Origin of the sequence: Coriobacterium glomerans PW2 (genome assembly GCF_000195315.1) — a bacterium.
Taxonomy (GTDB): Bacteria; Actinomycetota; Coriobacteriia; order Coriobacteriales; family Coriobacteriaceae; genus Coriobacterium; species Coriobacterium glomerans.
In genome coordinates this window covers 1,621,986-1,639,752 of record NC_015389.1, presented here as the reverse complement: position 1 = coordinate 1,639,752, position 17,767 = coordinate 1,621,986, and the positions used below count along the sequence as shown (strand labels likewise).

Below are 17,767 nucleotides of genomic sequence, written 5' to 3'. Positions count from 1 at the left end.
TCACACATCTCATCAAGGAGAACATGGATGGACACAGATGAGTTCGACGCGCGGATTCGCGCGGTGCCCGACGGCGGGATCACGTCCGCGCAGGGTTTTAGAGCAGCGGGCGTGCATGCGGGCTTTCGCCGGGATCCGGCGCGCCCGGATCTGGCGCTGGTGGTCGCAGACGATGTTTGCTCAGCTGCCGCGGTGTTCACGCGCAACGCGTTTTGCGCGGCACCGGTGCGCGTGAGTCGCGCTCACCTGGGAGGTGCGTCACGTGGCCACGGTACGATCCGAGGGGTGGTCATCAACTCGGGCAACGCCAACGCGGCGACCGGAGAGCCCGGGATGGTCACGGCACGGGAAACCTGCGACATCGCCTCGCAGGTCATGGGCTGCGAGCCCGAGCAGGTCCTTGTCGCCTCGACGGGAGTGATCGGCCAGCCGCTGGACATCGGACCGTTTGAGACCGGCGTGCCGGATGCATTCGATCGTCTGTCGCGAGACGGAGGCGCCATGGCGGCGCGCGCGATCATGACAACCGACACCAATCCCAAGGAGTATGCGGTTCTCTATCGCAGCGCGACGTTGGAGTACGTCGATCGCACATTCACCGTCGGCGGCATGTGCAAGGGATCGGGTATGATCATGCCCGATATGGCGACCATGATCGCGTGCATCACCACCGACGCCCCGATCGGTCCCGCGGCCCTGCACGCGATACTCGCGGCATCGGCAACCCGCACCTTCAACAAGATCACAGTCGACTCTGACACATCCACGAACGATACGTGCATCCTGCTCGCATCAGGTGCAGCTGCACCTGATGCGGCCCTCATCGAGCAGGGAAGCGATGCCTTCGAGGAGCTCTCGCACGCGGTCTTCGTCGTCTGCGAGGCGCTCGCGCGAAGCATCGCCGTCGATGGGGAGGGAGCCTCAAGACTCGTGACCGTCAACGTCACGGGTGCCGCGACTCCGGCCGATGCCGATACCCTGGCGCGCGCGGTCGCCAATTCCCCGCTCGTCAAGACCGCGATCGCCGGACGAGATTGCAACTGGGGTCGCGTCGCCATGGCGCTCGGGAAATGCGGCGCGCTGTTCAGACAGGAAGACGTGGCCATCGACATCATGGGGATTCCCGTGTGCCGCGGCGGTCTGGCGGTGCCCTTCGATGAACGGGAGGCTCGGCGACGGTTCGAGTCCTCCGAGATCGTCATCTCAGCCGATGTGGGAGCGGGCTCGTGCGCGACGCGCGTATGGACCTGCGATCTCACGAGCGACTACGTCAAGATCAACGGCGACTATCGCACATAGCGCGACGCGATATAACGAGCTCCGATCCGATCGCATGCGTGGAGGTCCCCATGAAATACGCCCGTGACGCCCGAGCGGCTGTTCCCAGCGAGCAGACGGTCCAGCTTCTGTTTGAAGCGCTGCCATGGATCAAGAATCTCACCGGAAAAACCGTGGTCATCAAATACGGCGGCGCGGCCATGGTCGACAAGCGCCTGCGCGCGGACGTGATGGCCGATATCCTGTTGCTCAAGATCATCGGTATGAAGCCGGTGCTCGTTCATGGTGGCGGATCGGCGATCAGCGAGGCTCTCGAGCGCTGCGATCTGCCGGTGAGCTTCAAAGACGGTCAGCGCGTCACGACTCCTGCGGCTATGGAGATCGTACGCGAGGTCCTTGTGGGCAAGGTGAATCAAGAGCTCGTCTCGGTCATCAACGAGCACGGAAACATCGCCGTCGGCGTCTCGGGCTGCGATGCGGGGGTTATCGTCGCCGAGCAGCTCGATCCCGAGCTGGGACGCGTGGGCAAGATCGTGAGCGTCAACGCCGAGTATCTCGAAGAGATGATATCGCACGAGTACATCCCGGTCATCGCATCTGTGGCTCAAGGCGAGGACGGCGGATTCTACAACATAAACGCTGACGTCGCGGCTGGCTATATCGCGGCGGCGGTCCACGCGCACGACGTGGTTTTCCTGACCGATGTCAATGGTCTCTTTGAGGATTTCTCGGATAGAGCCTCGCTCATCTCGAACCTCACGCTCGAGGAGACCCAGCGGCTGCTCGATGGCGGCAAGGTCGCCAAGGGTATGATCCCCAAGCTGGAGTCTTGCATCTACGCGCTGCGCTGCGGCGTGTTTCGCTCCCACATCATAAACGGCACCATCGATCATGCGCTGCTCCTGGAGCTGCTCACAGATTCGGGTGTGGGAACGGTGATGCATTCCACTGATGCCGGGTACGAGATGGATGCGCATCCTCATCCGCTGGGAACGTTCGCTTCACGTCTCGCGGAGAATATCGATCCCGCCGCGGAGGCGGTCGAGAAGATATGAGGCGAGCGGCTTTCACGATCGGCAGAGGTGCCGTCTCGAGCTGAACGATGAGCTCGCGGCATCGGCGGCGGGCGAGCGGCCCGCTCGACAGAAAGGTGGTCCACATGTCGTTAGATCAGGAGCAGACGCTTGAAGCGTCATACATGATGCAGACGTTCGCGCGCCTGGACGTTGAGTTCACACGGGGCGAGGGCATGTCCCTCGAGGGCGATGACGGCAGGCGCTACCTGGATTTTCTCGCCGGAATCGGCGTGTGCTGCCTGGGCTACGCGCACCCCGCGCTGACGGCTGCGATCGAGGCGCAGGCGCACAGGCTGCTGCATGTTTCGAACTTCTTTTTCATCGAGCATCGCGGCGAGGTCGCGGCGATGCTCTCGAAGCTCGCCAACGGAGATGCCCTCGGTGCTCGCGCTCTGGCCCGCGCCATCAAAAGCCAAGATGGAGAGGCCGTCGCCGCCGCGAGCGCTCCTCGAGCCGGCGAGCAGATCTGGCAGACCTTCTTCGCGAATTCGGGAGCCGAAGCCAATGAGACCTCGATGAAGCTCGCGCGCCTGTTCGCGAGACGCAAGGGCAACAAAGGGAACACGATCATCTGCCTGCGCGGAAGCTTTCACGGTCGGACACACGAGACGCTTGCGGCGACGATGCAGGATCACCTGCAGGAACCGTTCAAGCCCCTGCCCGACGGCTTCATCGCATGCGAGCCGAACAGCATCGAGCAGCTGCAGGCGATCTTCGGGGAGCAGGGCAGCGAGATCTGCGCCGTCATGGTCGAGGCGATTCAGGGCGAGAGCGGCGTGCACCCCCTGACGCAAGATTTCATGCGCGCCGCCCGGGATCTCGTTCACAGCCATGGTGGCCTGCTCATCTCAGACGAGGTGCAGACGGGACTGTTCCGCACCGGAGCCCCGTTCGCGTCGCACCTGTTCGGGATCCATCCCGATATCATGAGTCTGGCCAAGGGCATCGCCGGGGGTGTGCCCATGGGCGCCTGCGTCGCGCGCCGCGAGGTGGCCGAGGCCTTTGAGCCGGGAGACCACGGCTCGACGTTCGGAGGGAGCCCGCTTTCGGTTGCGGCGGCCGAGGCGGTTCTCTCCGAGCTCGTGGTCGGCCGATTCGGCGAGCGGGTCAGCGAGGTCGGAGCCTATATGGCCGAGCAGCTCGCTGCCCTTTCGCACGTGGTCGAGGTGCGCGGCGCCGGTCTCATGATCGGCTGCGATATCGACGAGGCGTCCGGTGACGCGCGCGACGTGGTGGCCCGCGCCTTGGAGGCCGGCTTCGTGCTGAGCGCGACCGGTCCGCGCACGCTGCGGTTTCTGCCGCCGCTCATCTGCACCAAGACGGATGTGGGCGCCCTTGTTGCGGGTTTGGCGGACGTGCTCGGCTAGATCACGTCCACTCCGCCTCTCGACGGATGCGTTGCTCGTCCGACCACGTGAGACAGTCGTATGCTCGGGCGCTCGATCAGACGCCAGAACGCGGTGGCGACGCCGAGGCTAGCCGCCAGCGCGATCCCCGACAGCATGAGCGGAGATGCGATGCCGATGCGGGGCAGAAGCGCCTCGATCGCCCCGATCGTGATCGCATGCGTGAGATACAGGCTGTAGGAGAGGGCGCCCAGCATCAGAATCGGCTTGCAGCTGAGTGCTCGATGCAGCAGGCCATCGGTCATCGCGAGAGCGACGCATGCCGCGCATGCCGCGCTCATCGCGGTCGAGAGCGCTGCCGCGCCGAGCGGTCCGGTCGCGACGAGCTGCGGCAGCTCGATGAGCAGCGCCGCCGCGATGAGCGAAATGACCTCAAGCGCCCGCGGAAGGCGCAGGGCGCGGAGCCGCTCCCAGCGCCGTGCGAGCAATGTGCCGATCCAGAACATGAGGCACAGGCGCAACGGGAAGTATCCGCTCCAGCTCGAGAGGAATATCGCTGCGAGCGCGCCGAGGACAGCCGGGCCGTCACGGCGGATCCTGCCGATGCAGGCGATGGCAAGAGGGAGCGTCAGGCTGAACCATAGCTCCCAGCTCATGGACCATACCGGTGAGTCGACTCGTGAGATCGCTCCGCCGAACAGGTTGACCGTGTCATCTGAGACGTTGAAGAGCAGATCGAATTGCATGAGGATGTCATGGACGGCCCTGCGCGCACCCGAGGAGAACTCGACGGCCATCGCGGAGCGGGACATCTGTCCCATGCGCCATGCGACAAAGCCTGCGATGATACCGAGCGCGATCGCCGCGGCGGCGGGGATGCCGAGGCGCACCACGCGTCTGGGGTAGTAGCCGAGCCAATCGTCGTGCGCGCCCGCGCGAAGTCGCGCGAGCGGTGCGATCGACAGGACCACGCCGGAGAGCACGAAAAAGATGAGAACTGATGCCGTCCCCGGTATCAGGCCGTAGGGGGAGTCGGCGCCAAGAGGTCGGATCATCATACCGATATGCAGCAGCAGCACGGACAGGCATGCGATCCCGCGCAACCCGTCCAGTGATGCGATCCTGTTCGAGCGGTTCTCGTCCATCGTGCCCCAGCTCGTCGCGGCCAGCTCCATTTCCTGAATGCCCGCTACGATACCATAGGGCGGCGAGAACGGCATCCCAAGGGGATGACTCGCTTACAACCAGGGCTCGATTCCGAGGTCCTCGCTCGTGATCACCGCGAGGTCATCATCGCGGATCATGAGCATGCTGCCATCTCCGAGCGGTCGGAACATCGAATCGAGTGAGTAGGTATCGCACAGATAGATCCTGGGCGCGCGGCCCGCCGAGTCAGCGGTGCAGAACGCGCGCCGGCACGTCGGGATCGGGGTGTTGCCGACGATCTGATCCATGCCGAGCGCTGGATCGGCTGTGAGCTCCTCGATATCCGTCCACAGCGGTCCCGGCGGGTCTTGGGGGCCGTGCTGTTGTCCGCGCGCCGCAAGCGCGCTGAGGTGCTCATCCTCACCTGAATCAAACAGCGCGTTGAGTCCGTCACGAGCTCGGGTGGCGTTGCACGCGCCGCCCAGGTGCACCTCGGCGTAGGTTCGCGTAAGCCCCGCGTGCGTGATGAGAAACCCTTCGGCTTCGGCCGCGATGCGGGCACCCATATCTGCGAGGATGCGTCTGGCCTCGCCGGCGAGCCTCGGCTCGGTGGCGGCCGTCTCGGAGCCCAGGATGTATTCCATGTCATGGTTGCCCACGAGCACCTCACAGGTGACGCCGCGCTCTCGCAGATCGCCGACCCAGTCACGCAGCATGCGAAGACCTGGGATGAGAATGCAGCCGGGTGCGCGGATCCCCGTGCTGCTCCATGCGTCGCAGTAATTGCCGAGCATCACGATTCTTTCGAGATCGAGGCGCCTCACCGCCGTCTCGACTCGTGGGAGGATGTCGCTTTGGGCGAGATGGACGTCTCCGACGATGAGTGCCGGTGCCCCCGATCGATTCTCTGCGGTGGTTTGTTCAGCCATGGTGAACCTCTTTCTGGGCCGACAGGCGCGGGCTCGCTCGTCGTCTCGGCCCGCGCCTGTCTGGCGCTCGCGTCCGTCGGGTTCGCGACCGGCTGCCGTCCGCATCCGCTCGCGCCTGCTTCGGGGATCCGTGTTCCGATGGCCTCCCGACGGGACGCTCGATGGTTTCTCACCTGGGAGTGTACCCTGATCTGCGGGGTGCCGCTCAGCATTCATGGGTCGCAACGCCCGTCTCCTCATTTCACGCCTGTCCCCTGCACCGGTGCCGAGGGCGCCGCCGGCGGCGCGACGAACCACCTCGTTCCCTGCCGCCACAGGCTCTTGCGCCTGCCTGCGATCCGAACGTCGAAGCGCGTGACGAGGTTGCCCATGTGAGCGCGACCGTAGCTGCGGACGCTGTAGACGGATTCCACGGTCCAGCTCCTGCCGTCGATCCAGGTCACGCGCACCGGCCGCTCGTCGCCGCATGGGTCGTACTCGACCGTGACCCCGACATATACGCGCCGCATGGGTATGCCATTCGTCCCAGCGAGATCTCCCACATCGCTCCTCTCATATCGAACAGGTGTTCGTAGATAAAATAATAACCCACTGGATGGATTGATGTGTGGAGCCGCATGCCGATCCGGAACGGACGTCGGCGACGAGCGCAATAGCGTGTTTAAAAAAGGAGGATGCGGGTACACGCTAGCTGTCAGCAGCGTGTGCAGGGGGAGGAGACTCAGTGATATGCACGGCATTCAATCTGCAAGCGAAAAAATATTTCCAGACCTTAGCTGACAGCTAATGAAATCGAGCACCCTCTACACAATAATGAGGCCATATCGGAATCAGCGAGGAACCCCTCGTTTGATTGCAGCGACGAATCAGAAAGGTTGAGGTTATGGTGGATAACGCACAGGGACGGTCCCACTCGGCGGCGGCGATCGTAGGGATCGTGTTGGGCGTGCTCGCGCTCGTTCTCTCATGGGTTCCGATCATCAACAACTTCGCGGCACCGCTCGCGGTGATCGGAGCGATCTTCGCGATCGTGGGCATCGTGGGAACCGTTCGCGGCAAGAGATCCGGCAAAGGGCTGGCCATCGCGGCGGTCATCGTGAACGTCATCGCGTTCGCCATCGTCATGGGGACGCAGGCGATGTACGTCGCGGCCATCGACCATGCGGCGAACGGTCCGTCAGCGACCTCGAAGTCCCAGGACAAGGATTCATCCGACAAGGGGTCCTCAAAGGGCGACTACAAGGATCTCTCCGCGGGCACCGAGGTCAAGCTCGAGAACGGACTCAGCGTGAAGCTCGATTCGGTTCAAGGGGATCTCAAGAACTACGATGGTTCGAAGGTGATCGGCATTCACGTCACATACGTGAACAACGGCGATAAAGAGGTGAGCTACAACTCCTTTGACTGGAAGGGCGAGGACGCGAAGGGGGCGCAGGAGACCGCGACCTATTACAGCGAGGGCACCGACGAGCTCAACTCCGGTACGCTCGCCGCCGGCGGCACGGTCTCGGGAAACATCTATTTCAAGGATGGAACCGTCAAAGCGCTCTACACCTCCTCGTTTCTCTCGAAGAGCGAGACGGCCAGCTGGAAGCTCTCCTGATAAGAGCTCGATCGCCGATCGCGCGCTCAGCGGCGTGACCGGCGCCTCTCGAGTTGGCGGTGGCACGCATCTGTCAAAAACGAGTGTCATGCGACTTCTGAGCTAGCAGCAGATGCGCAGCTCACAGATGAAGCGCCCTCCAGGCACAGATTGCCTGGAGGGCGCTGCGGTATCGCGGGTGGGCGATGAGGGACTCGAACCCCCAGCCTTGTGCGTGTAGGGCACCTGCGCTGACCAGTTGCGCCAATCGCCCGCGGACACCAAGTATAACCCAAGCCGCACCGATCGAGGAGCCGCGCACTCGAAGCGATGGCGTGACTTCTGCGTGGCATCTGCCGTCCGGCTGGCCACGCGTCGACGAAGGCGGTTATGATAGGGCCGTTCGCTTCGCTCGATACCGGAGGGCCCATGCCCAACAGCTTTCTGCCTCTATCACCTGACGATGCCCTGCGCGAGCAGCTCGCCGGCGTGCGCTACGTCTTCACGGATCTCGATGGCACCATGCTCGCACCGGGTTCCTGCGCGCTGGCTGATGCGAGCGGCGCGCCGAGCCTCGATCTGGTCGCCGCTCTGGTCGAACTCAAGCGCTCGGGCATCGAGGTCATTCCGTGTTCCGGACGCAATCGCTCCATGCTCCATGAGGACGTGCGCATCTTGGGCCTCAATGCCTTCATCGGCGAGATGGGCGGCCTCATCATGGTCGATCATGCCAGCAGCCGCTGGGAGTACTTCACAGCGGATATGGACTACGTCCCAGCCTGCGGACTCACACCCCATGAGGTGATCGAGAGCACCGGTATCTGCGATGAGTTCGCCAATCGCTGGCCGGGCCTGCTCGAGTACCACAACGACATGTCGACCGGCTACAGGCATCGCGAGGTGACGGTCGGGATGCGCGGAGAGATTCCCGATGAGCAAGCGCGTGATCTGCTCGACGCATGTTCGACTGCGCTCGACTGGGCGGACAACGGCTATCTCAACTACATATCGGAGCCCACGACTCTGAAGCTGCCCGCGGGCACGAAGGGCAGGGCATTCAACATCGTGCCGAAGGGACTCAACAAGGGTCGGGGTATCGCGCGCTTCTGCGAGCTGCGCTCGATCCCCATCGAGCAGACGCTCGCCATCGGCGATGCGGCATCCGATTTTCTCATGGCGGATCATGTGGGGACATTCATCTTGGTGGAGAACGGCCTTCGATGCGCGACTGCGCCGGCGTTTCTCGCAGCGCATCCCGATGCCTACGTCGCGCACGGACGCATCACCGATGGATGGGTGTGCGCCATGCGCACCGTGCTGGCCGCTCGGGAGCGGAGCGCATGATGGCTCAGCCGACCAAAACGGCCTTCACCGGCGATCGCCCGATCGGCGTGTTCGACTCGGGCGTCGGCGGGTTCACGGTTGCAAGGGCCATCTCGCGCGCCATGCCGCACGAATCGATCGTCTACATCGGTGACACCGCGCGCTGCCCCTACGGAACGCGCGGCGTCGAGGAGGTGCGCGCCTTCGTTGCGCAGGTGGGGACATGGCTGGTGCGGCAGCGCGTCAAGGTGATCGTCATCGCCTGCAACACGGCGACGGCCTCAGCACTCGGTCTCGCTCAGCGCATGTTCGATGTCCCGGTCATAGGTGTCATAGGGCCGGGCGCGCGCGCAGCCGTTCTGGCAACGCGCACGCGCGAGATCGGTGTGCTCGCCACCGATCTCACCATCGCTTCGGGCGCCTATTTGCGTGCGATCAAGAACCTCGATGCCGGTGTTGGCGTGCACGGTTGCGCGACCCAGCGCTTCGTAGAGCTCGTCGAGAGCCGATTGGCCGGCGGAATCGGAGCCGATGCGCAGTGGCTGGATGGAGCAGATCTATTCGATACGCCGGAGGTGCGCGCCCTCGTGCGCCGCGAGACCGAGCCGCTCAGGGGTCTCGATATCGATGCCGTCGTACTTGGCTGCACGCATTTTCCGCTGCTCGTGCGCCCTATTCGCGCCGTGCTGGGCAGAGGCGTGCACGTGGTGTCCTCAGCCGAGGAGACGATGCGCGAGCTTCATGAGATGCTCGCTTGCCAAGGGCATCTCGCCCCGTCGACAGCGAGGCCCGAGCATCGGTTCGCGACGACCTCCGAGAACACGTCCGCATTCGCGGAGGCGGGACGATTCATCTTCGGCTCACGGCTCGTGGACGTCGAGCATGTGGGCATCGATGAACTCAGTCGGCTCGCGTCGGATCGCCAGATCCGGACGCGCAGACTGTGAAAGGAGTGGGCATGGAGCACATGGAGGTACGCAGGGCGGACGGCCGGGGAGCGGGCGATCTGCGGCGCGTGAGACTCGAGCGGGATGTCATGAAGAACGCGCTCGGTTCATGCATGGTGGAATTCGGTGACACCCGTGTGCTGTGCGCCGCCACGATAGAGGACGGACTGCCCGGATGGCGTCGAGCGAGCCGTTCAGGGTGGGTCACGGCTGAGTACGCGATGCTGCCCGCTTCGACCGGGCGTCGCACGAGACGAGAGTTCGGTCAGCGCAGGGGGCGCTCTCAAGAGATCGAGCGCCTCATCGGGAGAAGCCTGCGCACCGCGACCAATCTGCGCGCGCTCGGCGAACACACCGTGACGATCGACTGCGACGTGATCCAAGCTGACGGTGGGACGCGAACAGCCGCTCTCACCGGTGCCTGGGTGGCCCTTCACGATGCGCTCGCGGCTTGGGTGGAGGCGGCCAGGATTCCCAGAATTCCTCTGGTGAGCCAGGTCGCGGCGGTCTCAATGGGTCTTGTGGATGGCAACGTCTTGCTCGATCTCGATTACGCCGAGGACTCGCGTGCCGAGGTCGACATGAATCTCGTGTGCACGCAGAGCAGGGAGATCGTCGAGATACAGGGCACAGGTGAGCGCACGCCCTTTGATCGAGCGCATCTGGATGCACTGCTCGATCTGGGATTTGAAGGGATAGAAAGGCTGATCGCTCTTCAAAACGAGGTCACGGCATTCAGAGACGAGGCCTGAGCGCGTCTCAGACAGATAGTCGCCCAAGATCGCCAGACGAGGAGATAGGGAGCCGACATGGCATGGGAGCACATCGATATCGACGCACTTGATCCCGCCCGAACGATAGTGGTCGCGACGGGCAATGCGCACAAGCTCGTCGAGATCGAGTCGATTCTGGGCCGTGTGATGCCCGATAAGGTGTTCGTCGCGATCGCACAGCTTGGCGATTTCGAGGAACCCGAGGAGACCGGAACGACGTTTCTCGAGAACGCCCTCATCAAAGCCGAGGCAGCTGTCGCCGAGACGGGCCTCGCCGCCATCGCCGACGATTCGGGTATCGTGGTCGATGCGCTCGGGGGCGAGCCGGGCGTGTACTCGGCACGTTATGCCGGGGTCCACGGCGATGACGAGGCGAACAACGCAAAACTGCTGAGCCGCCTGGCAAACACGCCGGCAAGCGCCAGAACGGCGCGATTTGTGAGCGTGGTCGCGCTCATCGACGCGGGAGGGACGGTGCTCAGCGGTGAGGGCAGCTGCGAGGGCAGCATCGGTTTCGCGCCGCATGGTGAGAACGGCTTCGGCTACGATCCGCTGTTTCTGCCCGCGGCGAGGCCCGGCATGACCATGGCCGAGCTCTCCGCCGAGGAGAAGAACGCCATCAGCCACCGTTTCCACGCGCTGCACGATCTAGCTCGAAGACTCGCTGCGTCGGGTACCGCCATCTGACGAGGGCCGCGATTCAGCGCGTGTCACGCGAGCGCGTCGCGGGGATCGGCCGGAGTTTTCTCGTACCGCTCGGCGCAAGCTGCGCAGATTCGTCACATGAGATGCAATTGCCGTCGCGGCCTGATACAATCAGTCCGTTTGTCTATCTTGGGGCATATCTGCCTTTTAGAAATGAGTCCGCGGGAGGCATCGTTGATGGAAGATCAGGAAGTCAATCACATTGAGGACATCCACGAGAAACTCGAGGGCATGGTAGGCGATCGCGTGAAAGTGAAGGCCAATATGGGTCGTACGCGCGTCATCGAGCGCATCGGTACGATTCAAACCGTTCATCCTGCAGTTTTCATCATAGAGGTCGATGAGCGCCGGGGCCGCAAGTCGCGTCAGTCCTATCAGTATGTGGATGTTCTGACGGGTACGGTCGAGTTGTTCGATCCGGAATCTGGTGAGCATATCTTCACTCCCCTGGGCAACCAGCTTGAGGAGCACTGAGGATGATCGAACGGGCGATCAGAGTTTTTGCTCCCGCCAAAGTCAATCTCTATCTCGGAGTTCACGCGCAAACGGATGCACGCGGTTACCACCGAGTCGATTCTGTTATGGCTGCGCTCGATCTGACCGATACCGTGACCGTGGCACCCGCATCGGACTCGACGCTGACGGTGCGCATGCGGCCGAACCTCGACGTTGCAACCGAGCGCAACACCGCGCATCGCGCGGCTGCGGCTCTCGGACGGGCATTTGGCCGAAAGCCCTGCGTCGAGATCGAGGTCGAGAAGCGGATTCCGATTCGCGCGGGATTGGGCGGGCCCTCAGCTGATGCGGCGGCGGTCATCGTGGGCATGTGTCGAGCCTGGGGGATCGATCCGGCCGATGAGCGAGTGCGCGCAACAGCGCGCGGCATCGGCGCGGATGTGCCGTTTCTGCTGTCTGGTGCGCTCGTCTACTGCGACGAGGCGGGAGATCGCCCTGCGGAGATATTCGAACCTCTCGGCGGTCTTGCCGTAGCGCTTGTGAAGCCGATATCGACAGGTGTCACCGCGGCGGAGGCCTACGCGCGCTTCGATAGGGCCCCGGTGCCTCCCGCGCCGATCGATCCGATGCTCGAGGCGCTGAGAGAACATGATGGTGCCGGCGTCGCCCGTCACATCTCCAATAACCTTCGAGCGGCATCATGTGAGCTTGATCCGCAGATCGGACACGTGCTCGAGTGGATGCGCTCCCGATCTGAGGCCCGCGCGGTCGAGCTCACCGGATCCGGTTCGTGCGTCTACGCACTATGCGATACGATCGAGACGGCGGACGCGATCGCCATCGCCGCCGAACGCGAGCGCGGATGGTGGAGCTGCGCCGCAAAGATGAAAAAGTCCCGGCTCTCCGCGTCTGACGTCTAGCATCGCGCGCCGCATTCTGCTACGATAGCTTCGATTCGGGTTGTGGCTCAGTTTGGTAGAGCACCGCGTTCGGGACGCGGGGGTCGCTGGTTCAAATCCAGTCAACCCGACCATCGCATTCTCAACAAGGGGCCCTTGCGGGTCCCTTGCTTTCTGAAAAGCATGCAGGACGCTCACCGCATGGACCGTCGATTCCGGCGCGCTGCGCAGGACGAGTCAGCCGGTGCCGCGAGCCGGAGATGCGCAGAGGATTCGGTATCGGTGTCGATGCGGATTGGGACGCGATCGCACTCGGGGCTGCGGATAAGTTGTGCAGCTTGCGAGATACGTGCAGGAGCACGGGGACTGTTTCTGCGAACGTGTACAATATGAGCATGTTGTCTCGACCGCCTTGGGGCGGTATACTCGTTCGGCATGACTGATGCGCAACCGGGAGGAAACCGTATGATGCCAAAAGGTGTATTTCCATGGATCGTTGTTCTTGTCATAGCGCTGCTGGCGCTCGGTCCGAAGAACCTTCCGAAACTTGGCAAGTCTTTGGGGTCTACCGTCAAGAGCATCCGTGAGGGCATGGAGGACGACGAGGAGACCGCTGAGGTCGAGAAGACCTCCAACGTGCCCGAGGATGAGGAGATTCGCCTGCTTGAGGCAAAGCTCGCCGCAGCAAAGAAGAAAAAGGAACAAGCTCAAGAAAAAGAGGACGCCGAGTAGCACCGTGCTGTGCGCAGGTGAATGACGACCGGCTTTCTTTCATGAATGGGCCGGTCGTTTTGTTTTGATCGCACGAGAACAGGGAGTCTGTTGCATGGAAGCAAATGAGATAGTTCTAACCCCCGAGGGTCGCCAGAAACTGGTCGATGAACTCGACTGGCGGGAGACGACGCTTTCCAAGGAGATCGTCGAGCGCATCAAGATCGCACGCGATTTCGGCGATCTCTCAGAGAACTCCGAATATGACGATGCGAAGGACGAACAGGCGAAGAACGCTGCTCGGATCGTCGAGATCCAAGCGATTCTCGCGAACGCTCAAGAGGTGAAGGCAACCGGTCATTCACTTACCGTATCTATCGGCAGCTCGGTGTCGCTTGTGGACGCCGATGGCGTGGCGACCGACGTCTCTCTTGTGGGCACGACCGAGACGAATTCACTGGAGCACAAGATCTCGAACGAGTCACCGGTGGGCCATGCGATCATCGGTCGCGCTGAGGGCGAGACCGTCGAGGTCACGATGCCCTCGGGTACCGTGCGCGCCTATACCATCACCAAGGTCTCGCGCTAGGCTTCAGGGCCCATAGCGTTCAAGCGCTCCTCGAGCCTTGCTCTCGGGGAGCTTTTTTCGGAGGAGTCCAGATGTCTGATCACCGCGAATCTTCCGCTTCTGAGGAAGATGGCGCTTTGCCGGATGCTACGATAAACGACGAGCGCGCGCATCGTTTGGCGAAGCGCGCGGCGCTGATCGCCGATGGAGGCGACCCGTATCCCGAGAAGACCGTAGCGAAGCACCATGTTGCCGAGCTCGAGCTCGCCTATGCCTCGCTGGCCGACGGGGAAAGCACCACTGATATCGTGAGCGTCGCAGGTCGCGTGATGGCGAAGCGCGGACAGGGCAAGATCGCTTTTATCGTGGTGCGCGATCCGACAGGCGAGATTCAGCTGTTCTGCCGTATCAATGACATGCGCGATGAGGACTGGGCCCTTGTTCGCGATCTCGATCTGGGCGATATCGTCAACGTATCCGGTTGCGTCGTCCGCACGCGTCGCGGTCAGCTCTCCATCGCCCCGACAAGCGTCGCGCTTCTGGCCAAGAGCGTTCGCCCTCTACCGGAGAAGTTCCACGGTCTGTCCGACAAGGAGACCCGGTATCGCCAGCGCTACGTCGATCTCATCATGAACGATGAGGTGCGCTCGACTTTTGAGAAGCGCTCGCGGATTCTCTCGGCCTTTCGGCGTCACATGGATGCGGATGGCTACTTCGAGGTCGAAACGCCCATTCTTCAGAATATACAGGGCGGGGCGACCGCGAAGCCCTTCATAACGCACCATAACGCGTTGAATCAGGAGAATTATCTGCGCATCGCGACCGAGCTCCACTTGAAGCGCTTGCTTGTGGGAGGTTTCGAGCGGGTGTACGAGATCGGGCGCATCTTCCGCAACGAGGGGATGGATCAGACTCACAATCCGGAGTTCACCACGATGGAGGCGTACCGAGCATATTCAGATCTCGAGGGGATGAAGGCGCTGGCGCAAGGAGTCATCAAGGCCGCTAACGCTGCGGTGAACAGCTCCGAGCGGATCGATTACCAAGGGCGCGCGATCGACCTGTCGGGAACGTGGGTGAGTCGTCCCATGGCAGAGATCGTATCGGAGGCTCTCGGATCACCGGTCAGCCTCGACACAAGAGTCGAGGAGCTGCGCGCGCATGCCGCAGCGCACGGCATCGAGGTCGAGGCCGAGTGGACAGCGGGCAGGCTCATAGCCGAGCTCTACGACGAGATCGGTGAGCCGACGATCATCGATCCGACCTTTGTGTGCGACTATCCCGTCGAAGTCTCGCCTCTAGCAAAGCGTCGAAGAGACGATCCAAGGCTTACGCACCGCTTCGAGCTGGTCATCGCAGGTCATGAGTACGCCAATGCCTTTTCAGAGCTGAATGACCCGGTGGATCAGGCGGAGCGCTTCAGAAGACAGGTCGAGGAGAAGGCGTCCGGGGACGATGAGGCGATGGAGTACGATGCTGACTTCATTCGGGCGCTCGAGTACGGCATGCCGCCCGCCGGCGGCATCGGCATCGGCGTCGACAGGGTGGTCATGCTGCTGACGAATTCCGCAAGCATTCGAGACGTCCTGCTCTTCCCGCACATGCGGCCCGAGGCGTAGCAAATGCTGACTGCAAGCGTCGCTGCATCTGTATGATCGGGCGCCGTTTGTTTCATGGCGGGCGTTCAGATCAATAACATACTTTTTACGTGCATATCTGGGCTTCGTGCTTCGCGAGACTCGTGCTCCGATGCATAAATCAGTGCGATCTCAAAAGTCCTTGCAAGCTGACAATATTGTGAAGGCGAACGATCGGCAGCGATTTGAGGGCGGAGCCGACAATCCACATGTATGTAGGTTTAATTCCGAGGCGAAAGCACGGTTGGCGGTATCGCGGAGCACCTGATAGAGGCAATACACGTCTCATGTCACTCTGATTGGTGCGGCGAAAACCGGTTAGAGGGGAAAACCAACCGCTTGTCGACAGAGGTGATAAAGCGCTTTATCTGTTTAGGAGAGATGCTAGAATCACTTCAAGCATTGATAAAGCGCTTTATCTGAGAGCAACTGGGACGTACAAGATGCGGAATCGTCGCGAATGCGCATGTTCAAGATGGATGACCGAATTGATGCGTTGCGATTACAGGTTGCTAGGTGCAGTGCTACGCATTAACTGGATCGGACGGAAACAGAGACTAGCACAGGAGGAAACAACATGGCAAAAGTCCTTCTAGCCGGTGAATCTTGGATAACAGCCACAACGGAGTACAAAGGCTGCGATTCGTTCACAAATACAAAACTGGAGATCGGATGTTCGGCTTTACTCGGTTCTCTTCGTCAACAGGGACACACTGTTACGCACTTGCTTGCACATGACGTTCCTGAAAAATTTCCATGGACCAAAGGTGAGCTAGATCAATATGATGTGGTATTGCTATCAGATATTGGATCGAACTCATTAGCACTTTCTGACGATGTGTTTGCAAAAGGGATTCCGTCGGTTAATCGAATGAATCTTTTGAAGCAATGGGTAGAGGCTGGCGGGTCTTTGATGATGGCAGGGGGATACCTTTCCTTCGCTGGATTCGAGGGAAAAGCTCATTATCATGGCACGCCAATCGAGGATATTCTGCCGGTGCAGATACAGCCTTGTGACGATCGTATCGAGGCCCCGGAGGGATTAAGACCAAAACCGGTTGAAGCCAATGCTATTACCGATGGGCTCGGCGAATTTCCGCCGATTCTCGGTTACCAAAAGCTCATTGCGAAGAATGAATCCAAAACTCTGATGACGGTTGAATCCGATCCGCTGCTGGTGGTCGGCAATCCGAAAAAGGGGCGCACGCTAGCATACGCAACAGACATCGCGCCGCATTGGGCTTCCCGAGACTTCATGGATTGGCAGCATTATGGGAGGTTTTTCTCTCGATGCATCGATTGGCTCTCCGGAAGTATATCTGAATAAAGGTCTTCTACTATCCGGCTCAATCTTGTTAGACCAAAGCGAGGGTGAAAAAGAATGATGCCCCAGAAAAGCGCGGAGAGGACCGTTGTAGTTCCATTGCTGTTCATAGCAACGGTTCTGGCAGGCATGCTGTCACCGATGCAGTCGGCAGTAAATGGACAAGTCGGAAAGGAGCTCGGGGACGGAAATCTTTCCGCAGTCGTATCATTTGCCTCCGGGCTGGTCGTGATGACGATCATCATCCTTTCTCAGGGATCCACCAGAAAAGGATTCGCCTCGATACCGCATAAGATCACTGCACATCGAATTCCATGGTGGAACTGGGTTGCGGGATGCTGTGGTGCGATGGTTGTCTTCTCGGAAGGGGCGACGGCTTCCGTCTTGGGTGTTGCAACCTTCCAAACCACGTTGATATCAGGAATGGTGATATCAGGTCTTGCCTGCGATCGATTGGGAATCGGTGTCGATTCCAAGCAACCGTTCAGTATCCCGAGGGTCCTGGGAGCAATTCTGGCTATTGTTGCAACAGTGCTGGTCGTGCTTCCCAACTGGCAGATGCCAAAAGTAATTGCGCTGGCCGTGCTTCCATTCTTGGCAGGTCTGCTAGCAGGTTGGCAGCCAGCGGGCAACTCCGCCGTTGCAAGAGAGACGGGTTCCATGTTGGTCTCCATAACGTGGAACTTCTTAGTCGGCTTTTGCATCTTGGCTTCCGTATTGCTTGTCCGCTTTGCCATGGGGCAGGTGACGCCGGGCCTTCCAAGTGATTGGTGGATGTACCTGGGTGGTCCCTTGGGGCTTCTTTCAATTGCGTTGATGGCTTTGCTGGTACGCGGATTAGGTTTACTCCTTTTAGGCTTGGCCTCAACAGCGGGTCAACTGATCGGCTCGGTTCTCATTGATTGGCTGGTTCCGGCATTGGGCAATCAGGTCTACTTCGTAACGATCTTGGGTGCCTTCGTTGCTCTGGTCGGTGCGGGAATCGCAATGATGCCCTCTGCTCAGAAGCCGTTATAGACCGAAGAGGTTGAGGGCGAGCATGATATGACCTACGGAGGGAGGAAGCG

Annotated in this window: 18 protein-coding genes and 2 tRNA genes; 16 read left to right on the top strand and 4 right to left on the bottom strand. The window is 61.2% G+C overall.

Annotated elements, in window-relative coordinates; translation table 11 throughout:
* Window positions 1-27: 27 nt before the first annotated feature.
* The 3 genes from argJ to CORGL_RS07235 all read left to right on the top strand — a co-directional run bounded on the left by argJ (window position 28) and on the right by CORGL_RS07235 (window position 3,721).
* A complete protein-coding gene (argJ, locus tag CORGL_RS07245; protein WP_013709254.1) occupies window positions 28-1,299 on the top strand; it encodes a bifunctional glutamate N-acetyltransferase/amino-acid acetyltransferase ArgJ in 1,272 nt (423 codons plus the stop codon).
* A 50-nt stretch (window positions 1,300-1,349) separates the two neighbouring features.
* Window positions 1,350-2,333 (top strand): acetylglutamate kinase, encoded by a 984-nt coding sequence (gene argB / locus CORGL_RS07240; protein ID WP_013709253.1) that lies wholly within the window; start codon window positions 1,350-1,352, stop codon window positions 2,331-2,333.
* Between the two features lie 104 nt (window positions 2,334-2,437).
* Window positions 2,438-3,721, top strand: a complete 1,284-nt coding sequence (locus tag CORGL_RS07235; protein ID WP_013709252.1) for an aminotransferase class III-fold pyridoxal phosphate-dependent enzyme — start codon at window positions 2,438-2,440, stop codon at window positions 3,719-3,721.
* On the opposite strand, the gene CORGL_RS07230 is transcribed toward CORGL_RS07235, so the two are convergent.
* From CORGL_RS07230 to CORGL_RS07220, 3 genes are all read right to left on the bottom strand, one after another.
* The gene (locus tag CORGL_RS07230; RefSeq protein ID WP_013709251.1) at window positions 3,718-4,920 is read right to left on the bottom strand and encodes an acyltransferase family protein; all 1,203 of its coding nucleotides are present in this window, start codon (window positions 4,918-4,920) and stop codon (window positions 3,718-3,720) included. The two genes, CORGL_RS07235 and CORGL_RS07230, sit on opposite strands and share 4 nt — an antisense overlap.
* An 18-nt stretch (window positions 4,921-4,938) precedes the next feature.
* On the bottom strand, window positions 4,939-5,775 hold the full coding sequence (locus CORGL_RS07225) for a hypothetical protein (protein WP_156789821.1): 837 nt from the start codon (window positions 5,773-5,775) through the stop codon (window positions 4,939-4,941).
* Between the two features lie 236 nt (window positions 5,776-6,011).
* The gene (locus CORGL_RS07220) at window positions 6,012-6,317 is read right to left on the bottom strand and encodes a hypothetical protein (RefSeq protein WP_013709249.1); all 306 of its coding nucleotides are present in this window, start codon (window positions 6,315-6,317) and stop codon (window positions 6,012-6,014) included.
* A 341-nt stretch (window positions 6,318-6,658) separates the two neighbouring features.
* Here CORGL_RS07220 and CORGL_RS07215 point away from each other — a divergent pair, with 341 nt between their 5' ends.
* Complete coding sequence (locus CORGL_RS07215) at window positions 6,659-7,378, top strand: CD20-like domain-containing protein (protein ID WP_013709248.1); 720 nt, start codon at window positions 6,659-6,661, stop codon at window positions 7,376-7,378.
* A gap of 179 nt (window positions 7,379-7,557) precedes the next feature.
* Here CORGL_RS07215 and CORGL_RS07210 read toward each other — a convergent pair.
* A tRNA-Val gene (locus CORGL_RS07210) sits at window positions 7,558-7,631 on the bottom strand.
* 155 nt (window positions 7,632-7,786) lie between these two features.
* Between CORGL_RS07210 and CORGL_RS07205 the strand changes: the two genes are divergently transcribed.
* From CORGL_RS07205 to CORGL_RS07150, 12 genes are all read left to right on the top strand, one after another.
* Window positions 7,787-8,701, top strand: a complete 915-nt coding sequence (locus CORGL_RS07205; RefSeq protein WP_013709247.1) for an HAD family hydrolase — start codon at window positions 7,787-7,789, stop codon at window positions 8,699-8,701.
* Complete coding sequence (gene murI, locus CORGL_RS07200) at window positions 8,698-9,627, top strand: glutamate racemase (protein WP_013709246.1); 930 nt, start codon at window positions 8,698-8,700, stop codon at window positions 9,625-9,627. The genes CORGL_RS07205 and murI overlap by 4 nt, the downstream gene beginning before the upstream one ends.
* A gap of 11 nt (window positions 9,628-9,638) precedes the next feature.
* On the top strand, window positions 9,639-10,379 hold the full coding sequence (gene rph / locus CORGL_RS07195; protein WP_013709245.1) for a ribonuclease PH: 741 nt from the start codon (window positions 9,639-9,641) through the stop codon (window positions 10,377-10,379).
* 57 nt (window positions 10,380-10,436) lie between these two features.
* Window positions 10,437-11,087, top strand: coding sequence for an RdgB/HAM1 family non-canonical purine NTP pyrophosphatase (gene rdgB / locus CORGL_RS07190; protein WP_013709244.1), 651 nt, complete (start codon window positions 10,437-10,439; stop codon window positions 11,085-11,087).
* Window positions 11,088-11,282: 195 nt separating this feature from the next.
* Window positions 11,283-11,579: a Veg family protein gene (locus CORGL_RS07185; RefSeq protein ID WP_013709243.1), complete on the top strand. Its 297-nt coding sequence runs from the start codon at window positions 11,283-11,285 to the stop codon at window positions 11,577-11,579.
* Window positions 11,580-11,581: 2 nt separating this feature from the next.
* Window positions 11,582-12,481, top strand: a complete 900-nt coding sequence (locus CORGL_RS07180; protein ID WP_013709242.1) for a 4-(cytidine 5'-diphospho)-2-C-methyl-D-erythritol kinase — start codon at window positions 11,582-11,584, stop codon at window positions 12,479-12,481.
* 36 nt (window positions 12,482-12,517) lie between these two features.
* A tRNA-Pro gene (locus CORGL_RS07175) sits at window positions 12,518-12,594 on the top strand.
* 331 nt (window positions 12,595-12,925) lie between these two features.
* Window positions 12,926-13,192, top strand: a complete 267-nt coding sequence (locus CORGL_RS07170) for a twin-arginine translocase TatA/TatE family subunit (RefSeq protein ID WP_013709240.1) — start codon at window positions 12,926-12,928, stop codon at window positions 13,190-13,192.
* Window positions 13,193-13,286: 94 nt separating this feature from the next.
* A complete protein-coding gene (gene greA / locus CORGL_RS07165) occupies window positions 13,287-13,760 on the top strand; it encodes a transcription elongation factor GreA (protein WP_013709239.1) in 474 nt (157 codons plus the stop codon).
* A gap of 71 nt (window positions 13,761-13,831) precedes the next feature.
* A complete protein-coding gene (gene lysS, locus CORGL_RS07160) occupies window positions 13,832-15,358 on the top strand; it encodes a lysine--tRNA ligase (protein ID WP_013709238.1) in 1,527 nt (508 codons plus the stop codon).
* Window positions 15,359-15,953: 595 nt separating this feature from the next.
* Window positions 15,954-16,703: a glutamine amidotransferase gene (locus tag CORGL_RS07155; RefSeq protein WP_013709237.1), complete on the top strand. Its 750-nt coding sequence runs from the start codon at window positions 15,954-15,956 to the stop codon at window positions 16,701-16,703.
* Between the two features lie 96 nt (window positions 16,704-16,799).
* Window positions 16,800-17,717 (top strand): DMT family transporter, encoded by a 918-nt coding sequence (locus tag CORGL_RS07150; RefSeq protein WP_216476082.1) that lies wholly within the window; start codon window positions 16,800-16,802, stop codon window positions 17,715-17,717.
* Window positions 17,718-17,767: the final 50 nt, after the last annotated feature.